The following is a 17,794-nucleotide window of genomic DNA, read 5'->3' as shown; positions in this document are numbered from 1 at the left end:
CTATGAAAAAAACGTTTTTATTTTTCACATTGTTGCTTCTTGCTAGCGTGATAGGCCCATCGTCATGCTCTTACCACAACGACGACAATCCCAACGAATATCCCGATCCCCAACCGGAGCCGGAACCGGAGCCGGAACCCCAACCCGATGTTAACGAAAAATACCTCGAAGCATCGTACACTCCCAACTGCTTTATGGTCAAGCCAGGCGAGTCGGTCGACATTCCGGTGCTGAAAGCCTATGCCATATGGGATCTCTATGCTGAATGGCTGGACAAGAGCGATTTCACAGGGATGACACCCGAACCCGTCCTGCTCTGGCAGGATACTCCCGGCCTAATTACAAACGTCGGACTGATCCCGGGGCAGACCGCCGAGGAGGGTTCGATCTTCGTATCGACGGCCGACAAGGTAGGCAACGCCCTAATCGGCCTCCGCATTGGTGGCGAAATACGCTGGAGTTGGCATATTTGGGTGACACGCTACGATCCCAATGCGGAACTGGTGGCCTTTGGAAAGATCTACACATGGGATAACAACGGCGACGGGGTGGCAGATTATACCTTCATGGATCGTAATCTCGGCGCCGTGATCGACAAGGCGCTCATCGAGAACACACCGGCCGACTCGCTGGCCGCCTGCGGACTGCTGTATCAATGGGGGCGCAAGGATCCCTTCCCCGGCGACCGCATACTCCGCGGAACGAATCAGACCGACTACAACCGTTTCGATAGCAAACCCATCTACGACGCTGCAGGAACGCTGCTGACCGAGGGGTCGCAATCGGGAGGCACGGGTATCCGCACGATCAGAACCAGCGAAGACCTGACCCGGACGAACTTTGCAAAATCAATATTTTCGCCGATGCATTTCCTGTTAGCCGACAACTGGTTCCCCAGCGAGGAGCCCCTGAAAGTCGAAGCGTGCGACACGTTGTGGTGCGGTGCTCGGGGCAAAACGCCGTTCGATCCCTGTCCCGAAGGGTGGTGTGTCCCGGCGGACAAGAACGGACTGTTCGCATGGAACGGACTCGACAAGGCCACGACCGACTATTCGCCACTAGGGGTCTTTCCCTATGCCGGATTCCGTTACCGCGTCGGTGGCGGATGCCTGAAGAATTCGGGATTCAATACAGGTATCTGGACTCAGGATACCTACCAGCTCTCCATTTACATCATTCCCTACGACCAACGTCCCAGCATAAAAAGAGACAGGGGCTATCGCAGCGACGGATATTCCGTCCGCTGTGCTAAAGACGAATAACTCAACACACCTTTAATTTATAAAACGATGAAGAAATTTACTTTCCGGAGTTTGCTGGCCATTGCGGCCGCAGGCGTACTCTTTACCGCATGTAAAGACGAGAACGACGACGGCAACACGTCGAAGACGACCTATGAATTCTCGGTGAAGGCCGAAGACAACCCCATCAGCGCCCCGGCCGACGGCAAGACCTACACCATCCTGGTCACCTCAACCAAAACGGCTCAGGCCGGAACGAGCGCAGTAGCCTACGAAGTGGTCTCATCTCCCGAATGGGCTCCGGCCGAACTCGAACAGACTGCGCTGGTCATCACGGTCGCCAAGAACAGTTCGACCGAGGCCCGCGAACCGGGCAAAGTGGTTCTCAAACAGGACGAAAGCGACAAAACGCTCGAAATCACGATCAATCAGGCAGGATTCTCCAATTCGATGTCGCTCGACGCGACTTATTCGACCGACCGCTGCAAGGTGCTCGTGATCGAACCGACGATCACAGGCTTCGACCAAAACCCCGTCTACAAATGGACGGTGAAGGGCCCTAACGACGCGGAAGCTGCCGAAGCCGGAACCGACAAGACGCTTTCGTTCATCCAACTGGAAACGGGCGACTACACGATTTCGCTGACAATCTCCGACGACAGCGGCATCACCGAGACCAAGAGCGCCACCGTCACCGTAACGACCGAGGCTACGGCCTATTCGTATTATATCTCGGAAGTCTTGGAGTATAATCCTGCGATTACCAACGGCAAGGGATTGGCATTCTCGACCATCGACACGCCGTCCACGGTATTGGCAAGCGTCAACACAAAACTCGTCGACAAGCCGTTTGACAAAAACGATCTGGGAGTGAATCTCGGTTCGTTCGGCGGCAGCATCGTATTCAGATTCGACCATACAGTGATGAATGTCAATGGTCTGCGCGACTTCCGCATCGGTTCATATGCCACCAAAGGCGCTTATCCTGCACAAGGGGTTGTCTATGTTTCGTCTGACGCGAACGGCAACGGCAAGGCCGACGATGAATGGTACGAACTGGCTGGCAGCGAATACGGCAAGACCGGCGAACGACGCAACCTGAAAATGGTTTATACCCGTCCCGACAATGTCACCCCGTCCGATGGAATGGTAGAATGGGTCTCCTATGCAATCAACGAATCGGAAACCGGAACCTATTGTTATGCCAAGGCTCCATGGGGGACATTCTCGGTCTGGCCCGCATGGTTGATGGAATCGGCCGAGGGCACCGCACTGACATATACGGGTTGCACGATGCTGCCGCCTCTGGCCAAGGCCCCGGAAGATCTGACGAACGGCTGGCCAACTCAAGCTTCCCGCTGGTACGACTACGGCTATGTCTGCAACAGCGACCCCACGGATGAGACTGGATCGTCGTTCGACATCGGCTGGGCTCGCGACAAAGAAGGGAACAAAGTTAATTTGCCGGGCATCGATTTCGTGAAGATCCAGAACGCCACCTTGCAGGATCTGGGCTACGGCTATGGTCCGGCCTGCGTGTTGTTCAACTGCGCTATCGACCTGCACTTGGCGGGAAAAGAGATCGAAACAATTGCGCAATAATATTTGACACGGCGGCGGGGCCTTTTAATCGCGGTGAACCATTGCAAACCTTCCTGTAATTAATCCTGCCGCCATTTTTTTGATAGTCTGTTTGCAGAAACTGGAGAATCACAGAGGTTAGTAGTATGCGTTGTCTGCCATACAACCATACATCCGGTTTCTGCAAACAGACTTTTTAACGGATTCTTATGAAAAAAACAGTCTATTTCATCCTGCTTAGCGCGGCTACCTTCCTTATCTCCTGCGCATCGAACACGACAGGAATAGACGCCTATACGGAAACCCTCTACAAACCGTCCTATGCCTCGGGCTTCGAGATCGTCGGTGCTGAAGGCCGGCAAAGTACGCTTCTCAAAGTATTCAATCCGTGGCAAGGCGCCGAGAACACCGAAACAACGCTCTTCATCGTCCGCAACGGAGAAAAGATTCCGGCAGGTTTCACCGGACAGGTCGTGAAAGCGGGAGCGAGGCGCATCGTTTGCCTCTCCTCTACTTATGTGGCGATGCTCGATGCGTTGGGACAGGTCGACCGGGTGGTAGGAGTTTCGGGAAGAAACTATATTTCGAATAAATATGTAACGACACACCCCGAAGCCGTGGCGGACATCGGCTTCGACGGAAATATCGACTACGAACTGCTGCTCGCACAACGGCCCGATCTGGTGCTGTTGTTCGGCGTGAGCGGCGCAAGCGGCATGGAGTCGAAACTGCTCGAAATGGGCATTCCGTTCTGTTACATCGGCGAGTACCTCGAAGAGTCGCCGCTCGGCAAGGCCGAATGGCTGGTGGCTATCGCCGAGATCACCGACAGCCGCGAAAAAGGCGAAGCAGTCTTCGAGCCGGTTCCCGAACGTTACGATGCGCTCCGGGCAAAAGTCGCGGCGGCGACTTCGAAACATCCGAAAGTGATGATTAACACGCCCTATGCCGGGTCGTGGTTTATGGCGTCGACCGAAAGCTACGTCGCCCGGCTGATCGCCGACGCCGGAGGGGATTATATTTACAAGAAGAACACATCGAACCGTTCGCTCCCCATCGACCTCGAAGAGGCGTATATGCTCACGGCACAGGCCGATATGTGGCTCAATGCGGGCAGTGCCGCGTCACTCGGGGAGTTGAAATCGCAGTTCCCGAAATTCACAAACACCCGATGCGTAAGAAACGGTGCCGTTTACAACTGCAACAAACGGCTGAATGTCGCCGGAGGCAACGACTACTGGGAGTCGGGTGTGGTACAGCCCGACGTCGTCCTGCACGACCTGATCGCGATCATGCACCCGGAGGTACTGGACGAAAACGACCGGGAATTACACTACTACCAACGCCTCGAATAATCAACGGTCGATACCGTCGCGCGAAAGGACGCCCTGCGTGTAGTAGTGCTTCACATCACACATTTCAGTAACAAGGTCGGCCGCATCGATCAGTGCCTGCGGTGCATAACGCCCCGTGATAACCACCTCAACAGCCGGATGACGGCTGCGCAGCACATCCAGCACGACAGCGGTCGAGAGCAGTCCGAAATGCAGGGCGATGGTCAGTTCGTCGAGGATCACCACATCGTATTCCCCGCTTCGGAGCAGGTCCGCACAACGGGTCCATCCTTTGCGTGCCGCTTCCGCATCGGCCAACTCGGGGTCTTTTCCGATAAAGCATCCGCGCCCCAGTTGTTCGATACGGATACGACCGAATGCCGGGTCCGAGCCGTTGAACAGCCGTTCGATCTTCGTTTCATTGTATTTCATCGATTTGACGAACTGCCCGACATAGACGCCCTTCCCGGCGCACAACGCCCGCAGGGCCAGTCCGAATGCCGCCGTGGTCTTGCCTTTGCCGTTACCGGTGTAAACGTGTACATAGCCTTTAGTCTCCATTCCTAAAAATTGATTTGATTCCCCTCGGCGAACAGCGAATCGAGAAGCAGACAAAGTTCCGATACCAGTTCCTCTCCGTCCAGATCACCGTTCAGGGTGAAGAATTTCCCCAGCGGAGTGCAGTACTGCACCGTGCTGACGGCCTCGCAGGACTCGGCACCGCAGATAATGACCGCATCGACATCGTCCTCATGCCGCAGCATGGCGTTGTAAAACGCCAACAGGTACCGCGGGGCGTTTATCGACGGAACAAGTACCATCGTTCCCGATGCGTCGAATTTGTCGGGCGAATTTATCACTTTCAGACCGTATCGGTCTGCAATCCTTCCGGCCGTTTCCGCCGGAACTCCGTATAATACGATATTCATAACTATTCAATTAAAAAAAGGCGCGGCCGGCTACTAATCTCTATGCAATGACTTGTTATGGCAGTAACGGGTCTTTGTTTGGCCGCGCCTTTTTGAGTTATCCGAAAATCAAAATCAAAAGCTGGGCCGCCAGCACCCGCAGGAACATCGACAGCGGATAGACCGTAGCATATCCCACCGAAGGTGCGTCGGACGTGGTCTGCTCGGTCGAATAGGCCAGTGCCGGCGGATTGGTCGACGCGCCCGAAAGCACGCCGATCAGCGTATAATAGTTGAGTTTGTAGTAAAAACGTCCGAAAAGCCCCGCCAGCAGCAGCGGAACGATCGTGATTACAGCTCCGTAAGCGATCCAGACATATCCGCCCGCGACGAGCGTAGGCACGAAATCCTCGCCGGCACCCAGCCCCACGCCCGCAAGGAAAAGCGAAATGCCCACTTCGCGCAGCATCAGGTTGGCCGACATCGTCGTATAGGTGATGAGCCGGTAATGCGGACCGTAGCGGCCGATCAGGATGGCGACGATCAGCGGACCGCCGGCAAGGCCCAGTTTCACGGGCTGCGGAACGCCGGGAATCCAGAACGAAATACTGCCCAGCACGACACCCAGCGCGATGCCGATGAAAATAGGAATCAGGTTGGGATGGTTGAGACGCTTGAGCGAATTGCCGAAGAGCCGCTCGGCATGGGCTACCGAAAGTTCGGGACCCACGACCGTCACCCGGTCGCCCAGCTGCAACTGCAGATTCCCTGCAGCCACCAGGTCGATACCCGAACGGTTGATGCGTGTAATGGTGACGCCGCTCGTGGAGCGGATGCGCAGTTCGGCGAGTGTCTTGCCGTTCAGCTCGGGTTTGGTGATAAGTATTCGGCGTGAAATCATCTTCCTATCCGGCATCATCGGACCGGCATCCACCTCCCGGCCGAGCAACGCGACCAGTGCCTCGGCATCTTTGGGCGCCGCCACGAGCAAAATCCGGTCGCCGCAGCGGAGCGTCGTCGCAGCATCGGCCAGTTCAGGAGCTTCGCCCGGACGGCAAATCCGCGACACGACGAAATCGCGCAGGGCCAAACGGCGTATTCCGGAGATGCTTTTACCCTCGACGGCAGGATTGCAGATTTCGACGGAAATCCGCCGGGTCGTCAGGTCTTTCAGCACGTCCGTACCCAAACCTGCCGCCTCTTCCTCCTGCCGCACGTCGATACGCAGCAGATAGCGCAACGCCAGCAGGGTCAGGATGGCTCCGATCACTCCGAGCGGATAGGCCAATGCATAGCCTGTCGCGATATCCGGGGCATCGGCTCCGGCGTGCAGGTCGCTGAAAGCCTGCTGCGCGACACCCAGCCCCGGGGTATTGGTCACGGCACCCGACATCACGCCGACCATCGTCGTCATCGGAAGCCCGGTGACATAATAAAGGGCAACCGTTGTAACGACGCCGAGCGCCACGACCAGTACGGCCAGTTTGTTCAGTGTGATGCCGCCCTTGCGGAACGAGGAGAAAAATCCGGGACCGACCTGCAAACCGATCGAATAGACGAAGAGAATCAGTCCGAACTCTTTGAGGAAGTGCATCAGGTGCTCGTCGATGTTCATGCCGAAATAGCTGAACGCGATGCCGACGAACAAAATACCCGTCACCCCCAGCGACACCCCGGCGATCTTCACCTTGCCCAGCATGATGCCGAGTGCGATGACCAGCGCCAGGATCATCACCGAGTGGGCGACACCGCCGCCCCAAAGCGACTCGGAACCAAATAGCAATCGTTCGAGTAATTCCATACCGAATCCCGTTTTAGGCCGAGCTGTTCCCGCAAAGCGAAACCCGTGTGCCGAAAACGGCACAGCAATCCTTGCAACAGCATCGGAATTAAAATTATCATGCAGTATACAACCGAAATCAAACGCCCATCCCTCGGGGTCCTTTGACATCGAATCGACTTGGCAGGTCTTCTGACTGACTCCTGTTCCGAAGCCTTCCCGATCCTTGCGGATCAGTGGCTGAGATGTTCGAAACCTTCACGGAGTTTCACAGCAGCGGGACTGTCCGGGATTTGCACCCGATTCCCTTTTCATTTCCTCCCCGGCACGGGGAACGGAAAACCAAATCTGGGGCAAATATAACGGTTAATCCCGAAAAACAGCGCTCGACAACAAATTATTTTCGTGAAACAGCATTACAAACGCCCGAAACGACTATTTTTGTTTCATGGATTTTTCATTTCGATATACCGCAGAAGACCATTGCGCTGCATTGCCCGTGGCTGACTATATCGCCCGGTTCCGTGATGCCAAGCGGTTTTTGGAGTGTTGCCGCGCCTGCCGCAATTACGGCTGCAGCTGGGGATGTCCGCCGTTCGGATACGATGTCGGAGCATATCTCTCGCAATATACGTCAGCATTGATTATCGCGACGAAGATCACTCCTGCCGAACAGCACGTTCCGATGTCGGAAGCCGGCCGGCTGATCCGCCCCGAACGGCAGCGGCTCGAACGGCGGCTGCTCGAAATGGAACGCAGGTACGGCGGACGGTCGTTCGCCTATGTCGGCACCTGCCTCTACTGCCCCGAAGGAACCTGCACCCGCCCCGAAGCGAAACCCTGCCGCCACCCCGAACTGGTACGCCCATCGCTCGAAGCCTGCGGATTCGACATCGCACGCACGACCTCCGAACTCTTCGGCATCGAACTGAAATGGGGTACAGACGGATCATTGCCCGAGTATTTGACCCTTGTCTGCGGGTTCTTCCATAATGCAGAAAATATAATATGGAACGGATAAAAGCCGTATTCAACTGGAGTGGCGGCAAGGATTCCGCCCATGCGCTGTTGCGGGCACAGCAATCGGGCGAATACGAGATCGTCGCGCTGCTGACTACCGTAAACCGGGATACGCACCGTTCGACGATGCACGGCATCCCGACGGCATTACTGCAAATGCAGGCCGAAAGCATCGGCGTTCCTCTTTATATCGTAGACCTGACGCCCAAAGGCAATATGGAGGATTACGACGTCGCCATGTCCCGGGCCGTGGAGCATTTCAAGACGCAGGGCGTGACCCGTTTCATCTTCGGGGATATTTTCCTGCACGATGTGCGCAAATACCGGGAGCAGCAACTCTCGCCGCACGGAATCGAAATCGTGGAACCGCTTTGGGGAAAATCTTCGGAAGAGGTGATGAACGATTTCCTCGTATCGGGATTTCGGACGGTCGTCGTAACCACGATGGCCGACGGACTCGGCGCCGACGCCATAGGCCGGGAGATCGACCGCGGCTTCATAGCCTCTCTGCCTGCCGGAGTCGATCCCAATGGAGAAAACGGCGAATATCATACATTCTGTTACGACGGTCCGATCTTCCGACAGCCCGTGCCGTTCCGGCTGGGCCGATCTTTTTCACAAAGCTACGACATCCGCCTAGACGACGGAACGGTGAAAACTTATTCCTATTGGTTTGCCGACCTTCAAGCTCTAAATACAAATTCGGATGCAGGAACCGGCCCTGCATCCGAATAACACGGTACATCTTGGTCACAGCGCGAATTTTGCTCCGATAAAGTAAGTGCGCGGAACTGCCGGACCGTAGATATAAGCGGCATCTTTGTTCTGGCCGAAATCGAGGTCCTTCTGGAAGCTGTCGAAAAGGTTTTTCACCCCGGCATTCAGTTCCAGCCGCAGTTGTTTCGTGAGCCGGAAATTGTACGACAGCCGCAGGCCCATATCCCAGAAATCGGGCGTCAGACGCTCGGTATCCCTCTCGATATACCCAGCATTGTGCTGCACGAGCATCCGGCCCGTGTAGTTGCCGAACACCGACGCCGTGAAATCACGCGTGAGGTTGACGTTCGCCGTCAAGTAGCCGTAATGGTCCGGCGAACGGAACATCCGCCGCTGGGGCGTCACGTCGTCCGACCATTTTTCGGGTTCGTCGTAACGGCTGCGCTGGAAGGTGTAGCCCAGCTGCAGCTCGAACCGTCCCGGAATACCCGCCTTGGCTTCGGCTCCCACGCCGGCCACGGTGGCTCCCGAAGCGTTGCGGCGCTCCTTAATGATGTTGCCCTGGGCATCCTCGCCGATTTTTTCGAGCGTAAACACGTCCTCAAGCATCGTGTAGAATCCTTCGACGAGCAGGTTGGCCTGCACTCGCCCGAAATTATGATACAGATCCACCGATGCACTCAGGCTGTGCGAGTATTCGGGTTTGAGATCCGGAGCGAGTCGAATGATCGCCACCTTGTTGTCCAAAGCGTCGATGTGCAGGTCCTCGTTGTAAGCCTGCGGCGCGTGGTAACCGCTCGAATAGCTGGCCCGCAGGCCGATCTTTTCCGTCGGACTGTAACGCACGTTCACGCGCGGCGAAAAGACGACGTTCTTCATCATGTTGTGCTTGTCCACGCGGCCGCCGATCAGGAAGTTGAGCTTTTCGCTCCGCCACTCGTTCTGGAAAAAGAAACCCGTGCTATGGGTGGTCTGCTCGAAGTCGCGCCCGAAGCCGAGGTATTTGTCGTGCAGCGTATTGTAGTTGTACTCGACGCCCGCCGTCAGTTCCGAGGGCAGGAACAGCAGTTTATGGAAAGAGTAGGTATATTGGGCTCCCGCCACGAACGTCTTGTCGTCCGTAGCGCCATAGGCGTCGGGCTTCTTGTCCGTGCCGAAATAACTGTCACGGTCGATATTCTGCGCCGAAGTATAGATGCCCATCCGGTGGCGGTTGTTCGGACTGAACCAGTCGAATTTCAATCCGCCGCCGTCGATCTTGTGATTGAGCTGTTCGGCGATATCGGCCATGTGGGGCGGCTGGTCGAACTCGTTGCCCCCACGGCGAAACTCGTGAATATGGTGGTATTCCGCCGTCAGACGCGTATAGGGCGAAGTTTTGTAATAGGCCCGAAATCCGGCCGTCTCGGAGTTGAGTTTTGGGATGTCCGAGAATCCGTCCCCGTTGCGGTCATCCGAATCGCGGTCCTTAATCATGCCGAACAGGTAGACGCCCATTTTGTAGTCGTCGGAGACGAACGAGCCGTTGAGCGAGGTGTTGAAGTCGGCCGTACCGCCCTCAAAGATATTGGTCGTATTGGAGAGTGTGACGGAGTTGCGCAGCGGCTCCTTGGTGATGATGTTGACCACACCGCCGATGGCATTCGCCCCGAACAACGCCGAGCCGCCTCCGCGGATCACCTCGACCCGCTCGATCATGGCGACGGGCAGCTGTTCAAGGCCGTAGACCGATGCCAGCGAACTGAAGATCGGGCGGCTGTCGAGCAGTACCTGCGAATACTGCCCTTCGAGTCCGTTTATGCGCAGCTGGGTCGTACCGCAGTTGCCGCAGTTGGTTTCGACGCGCAATCCCGACTGGAAATTCATCGTCTCGGCCAGATTGCACGAGGCGGTCGATTCGAAGAGTTTGGCCGAGGCCACCGATACGATAGTCGGTGATGTTTTCTTGTTGGTCTCCGTCCGGCTGGCCGACACGACGACCTCTTCGACAGAAAGCGCCTCTTCGGTCAGGGAAAAATTGACCTCGATGGTCTTGTCGGGCGAGATCTCGACCGTCTGCTCGGCACTCCTGTAACCCACAGACGAGGCAACGAGCGTAAAACGGCCCTGCGGCAGGTTCTTCAGGAAATAGTGCCCCGTGGCATCGGTAGCGATGCCGATGGTCGTGCCTTTCACGGCGATGGTGGCAAAGGCCAGATGTTCGTAGGTTTTGGCATCGACCACATGGCCGGTGATATTTGCGTCGCTCTGCTTTTGGGGCTTCATGGCAGGCTCCTCCCCGGCGGAGCATACCGCGGGGAGCAGGAGCATGAGAAATGCCCCCAATATTTTTTCTTTCATGGAAAAATCCGGTTTTTGATAATTACTGATACATATACATGGCAACGGGTGCGGGCAACAAGCCCGTCCCGTTCAGAATGGAATGTGTATCAGCAGACGGGAGGTGCACGCAGCCCGTAAATCCGGATCGGAGCGTCCTGCCGGACGGCCGGTTTTTGCGTTTTGAAAATGAAGGAAACTCCCAGCAGCCGTAAGGCGAATGCGACGAGCGTCGCCACCATCATTACCAGCAGCGACAGGTGTGCGATCAGTTGAAACTGCTGCGGGGTATGGCTGTGGCCGGGATTATTCGAGGTACCGGAGAAAGGATGCGAGTGAACATAGATATGCCCGTCGATATTGTGAGCATGGGGAAACAGCGTAACAGAACTCCAGTACCATGCGAAGAGTACCAGTAGCAATACCGCACCTATGTTCCGTTTGTATTTTCGCACTATTCTTTATATGATTGGCTCCAAAGATAACGAAAAAAGATGAAAAATGCATTGTCATCATAAGAAATGCAGACAAATTGCGGATGCAAAATACGAAATACAAATCTCATATTATTAAATACCAATCATTTGACATTTCCAAAAAGTACCCGAAAGCTCAATGATCTTTCCTTATTCATTAGCCTGTGTGATTCGATATAGAGAAAATACAACACCTAATTTTACATTTTTCGGGTGTAAAATTGGGTATCAATCGTATAAAAGATTGATATTCAGAAATTATTTCGGCACGTATGGTACTTGAATATTGATATGCAACAAGACCTTTTCAAAATGGCTCATATCAAACTTGAAGTCCCGTATCAACTGAACCAAAAGAACCGGAAACAACTCTCATGAGCTTACAATCGTTCCAGAAAGCATATCAAAAGATTTCTCAACTTAACCAGTTCTTGATTAGTATGACATACGGGCTGTTTACCCGTACAGCCGTTAAAATCGAGCTTGGTCATGCTGCAATACCTCAGCTTCTACAATCATCGACAAAATTTGTATTATCAAATATGCTTTATTTTAATTCAACCAACAGGTTACACAATAACAAAAGGGATATCCAACATTTGGTTTTCACATTACAACCATTTCTTCTCTGTGGGGAAAATGCGGGGAAAATCCGAAAATAAAAAATCGCCTAACTTGCCATAATCAACAAATTAAGCGATTTTACTTGTACCCGGAGCCGGGGTCGAACCGGCACGACATTGCTGTCATTGGTGTTTGAGACCAACGCGTCTACCGATTCCGCCATCCGGGCAAACCTCATCCGTAGAATCGGGATGGCAAAGATAGTCGAATCTTTGCAATTTTCAAAGAATCCGGCTATTTTTCAAAAAAAGCCCTGATTTTTTTCGCCTTGGCCGGACCGACCAGCGCCGAAAGCTCCTCGGCCGGAGCGGCCTTGACCTTGGCCACGGAGCGGAAGTGCTGGAGGAGCGTGCGGATCGTCTTGTCGCCGATGCCTTCGATCTGCTCCAGTTCGCTATGGATAAACGCTTTGCTGCGCTTCTGACGGTGGAACGAGACGGCGAAACGGTGCACCTCCTCCTGAATGTGCGCCAAAAAGTGGAAAAGGGGCGAAGTGGGACGGATGCCGACCAGCACGGGCGGATAGCCGCAGAGCAGTTCGGAGGTCCGGTGGCGGTCGTTCTTGGCCAGTCCGGCCACAGGTATGTCCAGCCCAAGATACTCCAGTACCTCGTGAATGATGCCCATCTGCCCCTTTCCGCCGTCGGCAATGATGAGATCGGGCAGCTCGGCCCCCTCTTCCTGAAGACGGCTGTAACGCCGGAAGACGACTTCGCGCATCGAAGCGTAATCATCAGGCCCTTCCACGGTCTTGATGTTGAAATGACGATACTCCTTGCGTGCGGGTTTTCCATCGCGGAAGACCACGCACGAGGCTACCGGATGGGCCCCCTGCAGATTGGAGTTGTCGAAACATTCGATGTGCCGCGGCTGTCTGTCGAGACGCAGCTCCTTTTGCAGGGCATTCAACAGCCGTTCGGTATAGCGTTCGGGATTCTTGATTTCGAGGTTCTTGAGCTGCTCGGCGCGGTAGATGCGGGCGCTCTTCTGCGAGAATTCCAGCAGTTCGAGTTTTTCGCCGCGCTTCGGCACCGTGAAGGTCACGCCGTCGAACAACAGCGTCGTCGAAGGCAGGAACGGAACGACGACCTCTTTGGCGAGCGTTCCCGCGATATGCTCCACGATATGCTGGATGGCCAGCGTCAGCATGTCGCGTTCGTCGCCGCCGACGCCCGTAGAGAGTTTCACCGTATAGACGCCCACGATCGAGCCGTGGCGGATGCGCACGAAGTTGCAATAGGCCACATCGTCGTCCGGAAGAAGCGAAAAAACATCCACATCGACGATCTTCGCGCTCACGATCACCGACCTGCTCGAATAGTTGTCCAGCGCGTCCAGACGCTGTTTGTAGCGCTGCGCCAGTTCGAATTTCAACCCGGCGGCGGCATGCGACATTTCGCTTTCCAGATAGCTCCGCACGGGGCGCAGGTCGCCCTTGAGCACCGCGACGACCATATCGACCAGCTTTGCGTACTCCGCTTCGCTCTGCTCCCCGACGCAGGGACCCTTGCAGTTGCCCAGATGATACTGCAGGCAGACCGAATACCTGCCTTTGGCGATCTGTTCGGGCGCCAGATTGAGCTTGCACGTCCGCAGCGGCACCACTTCGCGCACGAATTCGAGCACGCTGTGCTGCATCATCACCGAGCTGTAGGGACCGAAATACTGCGAGCCGTCGCGCGTCAGCTGGCGGGTGGACTGCACGCGCGGAAAATGTTCGCGCCGCACCACGATCCACGGATAGGTCTTGTCGTCTTTGAGCAGAATGTTGTAACGCGGCTGGAGGGTCTTTATCAGCGAATTTTCGAGCAGCAGCGCGTCGGTCTCGCTGCTGACGACGATATGGCGGATCTCGGCGATCTGCCGCACCAGCACACGCACTTTGGCGCTGTGCTCCTTGCTCTGCACGAAATAGGAGGAGACCCGTTTGCGCAGGCTCTTGGCCTTGCCCACATAGATGATCGTCCCGGAGCGGTCCACGAACTGGTAGACGCCCGGTGACAGCGGCAGCATCGCCACCTGTTCCCTGAGGTTGTTTTTTCCGGTTTCGGCCATAACGACAATAGCAACGCAAATGTAACAAATATTTCGCAAAACCCGCAGATGCACCCCTGAAGCCCGTCAGAGGACGATATAGCGGGCCGATTTGTCCGCTCCGCTGACGAATTTGTCCAATTCTTTGGTTTATTCGTCGGAACGGCATATATTTGCAATCCAATGCAAACACCCTCAAAACTATGAGATTGATTTTACCACTGTTTCTGTTCGGTATGCTCGTAACTTCGTGTATCGAAAACAATTACGATCTGTCGGAAATCGACACGGACGGCGTCGTCATCGGCGACGAATTCCGGCTGCCGCTGGCTACGGTCACCGTCAGCATGAGCGAACTGAGCAAGGAAGGCACCGACATCAAAGCCCTCTTCGACGAAGCCGATATCTGGCTGCCTTCGCCGCTGCCCGCAGGCGGAAAATACGTGGATCTTCAGAAGATTCAGCACACCCCGTCCTATATCGACGAGCTGCTCGACGAACTGATCGAACAAATGAAGAGGTCCGACGCCAAAATCAACGCCGTAGCGGACCTGCTCTATGACAAGTATCTCGGCACGTTCCTGCCCCTGCTTCCGCCGAACACGGACCCGAAAGATTTCAAGCAGGTATTCATCACGATGTTCCGCGCTACCACGGGATTGCAGGAGGAGCTGGCCGGCGAGGTCCGAGATTTGGCCGGCGGCTACCTGACGGATCTGAAAATCGAAGACGTAACCTACGACCTCGGCAGGATCGACCTCGGCAGCGACGTGGTGGACATGCTGGCCGATAACCTCGATCCGAAAGGCACGGCAAATCCCCGAAACACGCTGGACATCTACGGCGAAATCATCAGCGCACTGCCTGTCAGCCTGCAGTTCAGCCCCCGGTTCTACCCCACGGAGGTGGAATTCGACATACGTGTCGAACCCAACGTAAAGACCAAGATCGGCGAGACGCGGCTCCACGAGAACGACCTGCGCCAGATCATCGACGGCACGGAGATCATCCTCCCCGTCAAGTTGGAGAAATATTTCCCCGGCTCCGGATTCACGCCCGACCAGAAAATCGTCATCGCACTGCGTCTTGTCAAGCGCGGCGGTCTGAAACTCAACCTCTAACCCGGCACTGCACATGAAAAAAACATACGCTTTTCTCGCAACGCTGCTGCTGGCATCAGGCGTTGCCGCCCAAAACCCGACGGCTTACTTCATGGAGGGAACGACCTTCCGCAGCCAATTCAACCCGGCTTTCGCACCGCTGCGCGGCTATGTCAACATTCCCGGTCTGGGCGGCATCGACATCAACGCCAGCGGCAATCTGGCCGTGGACAAACTGCTCTATCCCCGCAACGGGAAACTGGTCCCGCTGCTCGACGAAGCCGTTTCGACCAGACAGGCGCTTTCGGGACTCAACGCCGACAACCTGCTGGGCATCGACACCCGCGTGAACCTCATCGGCTTCGGCGCCTTCACGCGCAACCACAAGAATTTCTGGTCGTTCGACCTCAACGCCCGCACGACCGCCGACGCTACGCTGCCCTACTCGCTCTTCGCATTCCTCAAGGAAGGCACGGGCAGCGACATCCACAACATCGGCCTCACGGCCGACAGCTACCTCGAAGCGGCCTTCAGCTACTCGTTCCCGCTGCTCGACGACCGGCTTTACATCGGTGTCCGCGGCAAATTCCTCGTCGGAGCCGCCCGCGCCCGCATGTACTTCACCCGATTCAACGTGACGCACGGAGAAGAGGAGTGGCGGATCGACGCCGCAGGCGGACTCGACATCACCGCCGCCGGTCTCGACGTCACGACCAAGCGCAACGACGCCGGCGAGGAGGTTTACAAGCTGGACGACATCGACTTCAAACCCACGTCGCCCGCAGGCTACGGCTTCGCCGTCGATCTGGGCGCCACGTACGACATCCTGCCCAACCTGCAGGCGTCGCTGGCCGTAAACGATCTGGGATTCATCGGCTGGAGCAAGAAGAAAAACGTCACGGGCTTCTCGTCGAAAGAGCTTTCGTTCACGGGCGTCAACGTCACGGAGGACGGCACCGAATCGCCCGACTTCGACATCGACGTGCTGGAATTTCACAAAGGAGCGCCCCAAAGCGTGTCGCGCATGCTGCGCGCCACGATCAACGCCGGACTCGAATACGAAGTATGGCGCCACAAAATCGGCATCGGCCTGTTGTATTCGGCCCGTTTCTGGGAATACAAGACCCTCCACAACATCACCGGTTCGGTCAATTTCCACCCGATCCGCTGGTTTACGCTCACCGGAAGCTACTCGGTGATCGACAACCGCGGCGGCGCCGTAGGGCTGGGACTCAACCTCTGCCCCAACTGGATCAACTTCTTCATCGGCACGGACGTTCTGATAACCAAACACACGCCGCAGTTCGTACCCGTCAGACAGAGCATCATGAACGTCACGCTCGGCATCGGCGTTCCGATCGGCAAACGCAGCCACCGCATCCCGGCCTACGTCTACGGCAAGGACAGACGTTAGTCACGCATAAAACGGATTACACGAAAACGTTCCGGCGGCAAGGCCGGAACGTTTTTATTTACAGCCGCGGAAAAAACCGGCAAAACAAGCCGTAAAGTCAGCCCATATACGAGAAAACAACAAGCCCCGATGCCCAAACAGTCCGCCCGTTTCCATATTTTAGGCGCACGAATACCACTTTCGGTCAAGGGCATTGCAATTCCAGAAACTTTATTTACCTTTGTAGTGCAGAGTACTATAAAAATCCCCGGAGGACAAAAACTGCGTCCGTCCCCGGAGATATCCGCGTCATAAAAACCATTGCGACGGCCCTCAAATCTGTGTGAAGTTGCGTCACTACTTTTGAATTCTTCAAAATTCGGGCCGTCGCAATCTTTTCTTCTTCCCCAAGACAAAGATCATGCCACAACGGCCCGGTTTTTCCTGCATTCCGGCAGAGGATATCCGCTATCCGGCGACGACCATGTGCTGTTCGAGTGCGGCGCGTGCCGCCAGACGGCCGGCTTCGACGATCTCCCGCGCACGGTAGAATTCGAAGATTCCGAAACGGTCCGCCGGCAGCTCGATCAGCAGGTCGGGTTTGTAGATCTCGCACATCAGACGCGCGATATGCTGCTGCATGATCTCCGACGAAGCGGTAATCACCTTATAATAATTCAGCGAGGACCTGACCCGCGCGGCCATCTCGTCGGAAAACGGCGCGCTCACGTCCACGGCGACCAGCACATCGCCCGGTTCGCGGCGAACGCGGTTCAGCGGAAGCGGATTGACCGTACCGCCGTCCACCAGCACCATGTTGCCCCGGCGGACGGGCCGGAAAACCGAAGGAATCGAAATCGAAGCACGGATGGCGTCGTACAGCCCGCCCCGTTCGAGCACGACCTCACGCCCGGTCAGCAGGTCGGCCGCCACCGCCGCAAAAGGCAGCGGCATCTGTTCGATCTTCACGTCGGGCACCAGCTCCTTCATGGCGCCGATCACGCGGTTTCCCTTCACGAGACCTTCGGTGCTCAGCGCAAAATCGACCAGACTGAAAACCTTGTATTTATCGAGCGTATACATCCACTCCTTGAATGCTTCGAGGTGTCCCGAAGCATACATGCCGCCGACCAGCGCCCCCATCGAAGTGCCTGCCACGGCATGCACTTCGAATCCCTGACTCTCCAACTCCTCGATAGCCCCGATGTGGGCCACTCCACGCGCTCCGCCGCCGGCCAGCACCAGCGCCGCTCTTCTTTTTTCCATA

14 protein-coding genes, 1 tRNA gene and 1 riboswitch are annotated in these 17,794 nt (G+C 55.8%); of the genes, 7 read left to right on the top strand and 8 right to left on the bottom strand.

Annotated features, from left to right (window positions below; genetic code table 11):
* The first annotated feature begins 2 nt into the window (after window positions 1-2).
* The 3 genes from HMPREF9720_RS06810 to HMPREF9720_RS06800 all read left to right on the top strand — a co-directional run bounded on the left by HMPREF9720_RS06810 (window position 3) and on the right by HMPREF9720_RS06800 (window position 4,177).
* Window positions 3-1,262: a hypothetical protein gene (locus tag HMPREF9720_RS06810; RefSeq protein WP_022044487.1), complete on the top strand. Its 1,260-nt coding sequence runs from the start codon at window positions 3-5 to the stop codon at window positions 1,260-1,262.
* 27 nt (window positions 1,263-1,289) lie between these two features.
* A complete protein-coding gene (locus HMPREF9720_RS06805) occupies window positions 1,290-2,843 on the top strand; it encodes a BACON domain-containing protein (protein ID WP_009597433.1) in 1,554 nt (517 codons plus the stop codon).
* A gap of 188 nt (window positions 2,844-3,031) precedes the next feature.
* Window positions 3,032-4,177, top strand: a complete 1,146-nt coding sequence (locus HMPREF9720_RS06800) for an ABC transporter substrate-binding protein (RefSeq protein WP_009597488.1) — start codon at window positions 3,032-3,034, stop codon at window positions 4,175-4,177.
* On the opposite strand, the gene HMPREF9720_RS06795 is transcribed toward HMPREF9720_RS06800, so the two are convergent.
* From HMPREF9720_RS06795 to HMPREF9720_RS06785, 3 genes are all read right to left on the bottom strand, one after another.
* Window positions 4,178-4,717, bottom strand: coding sequence for a cob(I)yrinic acid a,c-diamide adenosyltransferase (locus HMPREF9720_RS06795; protein ID WP_009597482.1), 540 nt, complete (start codon window positions 4,715-4,717; stop codon window positions 4,178-4,180).
* 2 nt (window positions 4,718-4,719) lie between these two features.
* Window positions 4,720-5,085: a hypothetical protein gene (locus HMPREF9720_RS06790; RefSeq protein WP_009597462.1), complete on the bottom strand. Its 366-nt coding sequence runs from the start codon at window positions 5,083-5,085 to the stop codon at window positions 4,720-4,722.
* A gap of 97 nt (window positions 5,086-5,182) precedes the next feature.
* The gene (locus HMPREF9720_RS06785) at window positions 5,183-6,865 is read right to left on the bottom strand and encodes a putative transporter (protein ID WP_009597430.1); all 1,683 of its coding nucleotides are present in this window, start codon (window positions 6,863-6,865) and stop codon (window positions 5,183-5,185) included.
* 144 nt (window positions 6,866-7,009) lie between these two features.
* A riboswitch (cobalamin riboswitch) is annotated at window positions 7,010-7,206 on the bottom strand.
* Window positions 7,207-7,292: 86 nt separating this feature from the next.
* On the opposite strand from HMPREF9720_RS06785, the gene HMPREF9720_RS06780 reads away from it, so the two are divergent.
* Both HMPREF9720_RS06780 and HMPREF9720_RS06775 read left to right on the top strand, forming a co-directional pair.
* On the top strand, window positions 7,293-7,865 hold the full coding sequence (locus HMPREF9720_RS06780; RefSeq protein ID WP_039940103.1) for a DUF2284 domain-containing protein: 573 nt from the start codon (window positions 7,293-7,295) through the stop codon (window positions 7,863-7,865).
* On the top strand, window positions 7,853-8,599 hold the full coding sequence (locus tag HMPREF9720_RS06775) for an ATPase (protein ID WP_009597486.1): 747 nt from the start codon (window positions 7,853-7,855) through the stop codon (window positions 8,597-8,599). The genes HMPREF9720_RS06780 and HMPREF9720_RS06775 overlap by 13 nt, the downstream gene beginning before the upstream one ends.
* Window positions 8,600-8,614: 15 nt before the next feature.
* Here the strand turns inward: HMPREF9720_RS06775 and HMPREF9720_RS06770 are convergent, their stop codons facing one another.
* The 4 genes from HMPREF9720_RS06770 to uvrC form a co-directional block, all read right to left on the bottom strand.
* On the bottom strand, window positions 8,615-10,921 hold the full coding sequence (locus HMPREF9720_RS06770) for a TonB-dependent receptor (protein ID WP_009597448.1): 2,307 nt from the start codon (window positions 10,919-10,921) through the stop codon (window positions 8,615-8,617).
* 89 nt (window positions 10,922-11,010) lie between these two features.
* Complete coding sequence (locus HMPREF9720_RS06765) at window positions 11,011-11,322, bottom strand: hypothetical protein (RefSeq protein ID WP_227042872.1); 312 nt, start codon at window positions 11,320-11,322, stop codon at window positions 11,011-11,013.
* A 763-nt stretch (window positions 11,323-12,085) separates the two neighbouring features.
* A tRNA-Leu gene (locus HMPREF9720_RS06760) sits at window positions 12,086-12,169 on the bottom strand.
* 65 nt (window positions 12,170-12,234) lie between these two features.
* Window positions 12,235-14,055, bottom strand: coding sequence for an excinuclease ABC subunit UvrC (gene uvrC / locus HMPREF9720_RS06755; RefSeq protein ID WP_009597444.1), 1,821 nt, complete (start codon window positions 14,053-14,055; stop codon window positions 12,235-12,237).
* A gap of 182 nt (window positions 14,056-14,237) precedes the next feature.
* On the opposite strand from uvrC, the gene HMPREF9720_RS06750 reads away from it, so the two are divergent.
* Window positions 14,238-15,155 (top strand): hypothetical protein, encoded by a 918-nt coding sequence (locus HMPREF9720_RS06750; protein WP_039940101.1) that lies wholly within the window; start codon window positions 14,238-14,240, stop codon window positions 15,153-15,155.
* A gap of 13 nt (window positions 15,156-15,168) precedes the next feature.
* Window positions 15,169-16,548: a DUF5723 family protein gene (locus HMPREF9720_RS06745; RefSeq protein WP_009597443.1), complete on the top strand. Its 1,380-nt coding sequence runs from the start codon at window positions 15,169-15,171 to the stop codon at window positions 16,546-16,548.
* 447 nt (window positions 16,549-16,995) lie between these two features.
* Here the strand turns inward: HMPREF9720_RS06745 and HMPREF9720_RS06740 are convergent, their stop codons facing one another.
* Window positions 16,996-17,793, bottom strand: coding sequence for a patatin-like phospholipase family protein (locus HMPREF9720_RS06740; RefSeq protein WP_014775862.1), 798 nt, complete (start codon window positions 17,791-17,793; stop codon window positions 16,996-16,998).
* Window position 17,794 lies beyond the last annotated feature (1 nt).

It is taken from the genome of Alistipes sp. HGB5 (assembly GCF_000183485.2).
Taxonomy (GTDB): Bacteria; Bacteroidota; Bacteroidia; order Bacteroidales; family Rikenellaceae; genus Alistipes; species Alistipes finegoldii.
Note: the sequence above shows the minus strand (reverse complement) of the source record. Positions and strands in the feature narration are given on the sequence as shown.